The organism is Pseudomonas sp. HMWF021 (genome assembly GCF_003061005.1).
Classification (GTDB): Bacteria; Pseudomonadota; Gammaproteobacteria; order Pseudomonadales; family Pseudomonadaceae; genus Aquipseudomonas.
On the sequence record NZ_QAIK01000037.1, the window covers coordinates 1 to 2,097 of the forward strand.

Sequence of the window (2,097 nt, forward strand, 5' to 3'; positions counted from 1 at the left end):
ACGCGCACACCCGTGAATCCCCACCGCCTCACGACACACCGGGGTGCCTTCATCCACTGGTATTGCGCCATGCCCATATCCCCTTGTAGGAGCTGCCGCAGGCTGCGATCTTTTGATCTTGTTTTTAAAAGCAAAATCAAAAGATCGCAGCCTGCGGCAGCTCCTACAGGGGTTGTCAGTTGAGGCTCTCGCGAACCATGTCGAGAAACGTCGCCACCACCCGCCGCGAACTCTGCTCGCGCAAGCACACCAGCGTCTCGGTCAACCGTCGGGTGCAATCGGTGATCGGCAACGCGCACACCCGTGAATCCGCGCCAAACTCCGCCGCTGACACTACCCCCACACCAATCCCCACCACCACCGCTTCACGCGCCGCTTCCCGACCCTCGACCTGAATCGCGGGGCGAATACGAAACCCGGCCCGGGCCATTTCCTCTTCAAGGGTCTGACGGGTCACCGAACCGTGTTCACGCAACACCAACGGTGTGTCGTCCAGGTCCGCCAGGCAGATCGACTCGCGCTCGGCCCACGGGTGATGGCGGGAGACGAACGCCACCATCGGGTCGTTGCGCAGCGGCACGCACAGCAGGCGTTCATCAGTGACATCCCGCCCGAGCAGCGCCAGATCGGCCTGATAGTTGAACAGGCGAAACAGCGATTCATCGGTGTTGCCGGTCTCGATCTTCACGTTGATCCCCGGGTAGCGCTCGCAGAACCGCGCAATCTGCGGCAGCACGTGCACCGGGGCATCGACCGCAAGGATCAGGCTGCCGGTCTGCAACGCCTGGGATTCCTGCAGCAATTCCTGGGCTTCCGCTTCGATCACAAACAGCCGCTGGGTGATCGCCAGCAAGCGCTCCCCCAGATCGGTCAGGCGCACCGAACGCTTGTTGCGATGAAACAGCAACACGCCGAAGCGTTCTTCGAGTTTGCGCACCTGGTCGGAAATCGCCGGTTGCGTGAGAAAAAGCCGTTCGGCCGCTTTGGTGAAGCTTCCATGCACGGCCACGGCGTGAAAGGCTTTGAGCTGGGCGTGGGACACCGACATGCAGCCTCCGGTAACAAGCTGAGCTTATGTGTGAAATACGATAAATCGATTTTATTTATTAAACAGTAATTGCTTTGATCCGCTCACGCCATCACTGACTGCCCGCTCGGGCCGCAGGGTTGGCGATGAGCCTGTGCGTGCAACAACAGGACTCATCTGACCGCTATCGCCATAGGGATGGGGCGCTGGCGCAGTGCTCAACAATAAAAAACACAGACGTTTACTTAACGATTCTGCCGGCACACTCACACCCTGAGGTCAGAACCACAATGAACAAGCACATCGGCACCATTGCGCGTTGGCGCATGCAGATCTTCGCTGTCACCTGGCTCGCGTACGCCGCTTTCTACTTCACCCGCAAAGCGTTTTCGGTGGCCAAACTGGGCATCGCCGAAGACCCGACCTTCATGCTCGACAAGATGGCCATGGCCAACCTCGATGCGATCTATCTGGCGGCCTACGCCATCGGCCAATTCACCTGGGGCATGCTCGCCGACCGCTTCGGCCCACGGGTCGTGGTGCTCGGCGGCTTGCTGATTTCCGCTGGCGCCGCGCTGGTGATGGGCAGTTTCGCCACGCTGCCGATCTTCGCCACGTGCATGCTGATTCAGGGCCTGGCGCAGTCCACCGGCTGGTCGGGTCTGTGCAAGAACCTGGGTAGTTTTTTCCCCGCCGAACAACGCGGGCGAGTGCTCGGTCTGTGGAGTTCCTGCTATGCGTTCGGCGGTCTGGTGGCCTCACCGTTCGCCGGCTGGTGGGCGTATACGCTGGTCGGCACCTGGCACGCCGCGTTCATTTCCAGCGCGGCGGTGGTTGCGGCGGTGGCGGTGCTGTTCTTCATCTTCCAGCGCAACAAACCGGAAGACGTCGGCCTGCCGGCGGTAGAGCCGGAGCCGGAACTGAGCGCTGAAGAAACCGAAGCCAACAGCAAGCTCAGTGTCTGGGAGCCGTTGAAGGAAATCCTGCGCAACCGCACGGTGCTGGTACTGGGCCTGGCGTATTTCATGTTGAAACCGGCGCGTTACGCGATTCTGTTGTGGGGCCCGGTG

General features: G+C 60.9%; 2 protein-coding genes. One reads left to right on the plus strand and one right to left on the minus strand.

The features are described from left to right. Positions 1-175 precede the first annotated feature (175 nt). A complete protein-coding gene (locus tag DBR18_RS03900; RefSeq protein ID WP_108589322.1) occupies positions 176-1,048 on the minus strand; it encodes a LysR family transcriptional regulator in 873 nt (290 codons plus the stop codon). Between the two features lie 269 nt (positions 1,049-1,317). Between DBR18_RS03900 and DBR18_RS03905 the strand changes: the two genes are divergently transcribed. Beyond that, positions 1,318-2,097, plus strand: a 780-nt coding sequence (locus DBR18_RS03905) for an MFS transporter (protein ID WP_146188731.1), incomplete at its 3' end; no start/stop codon positions are given.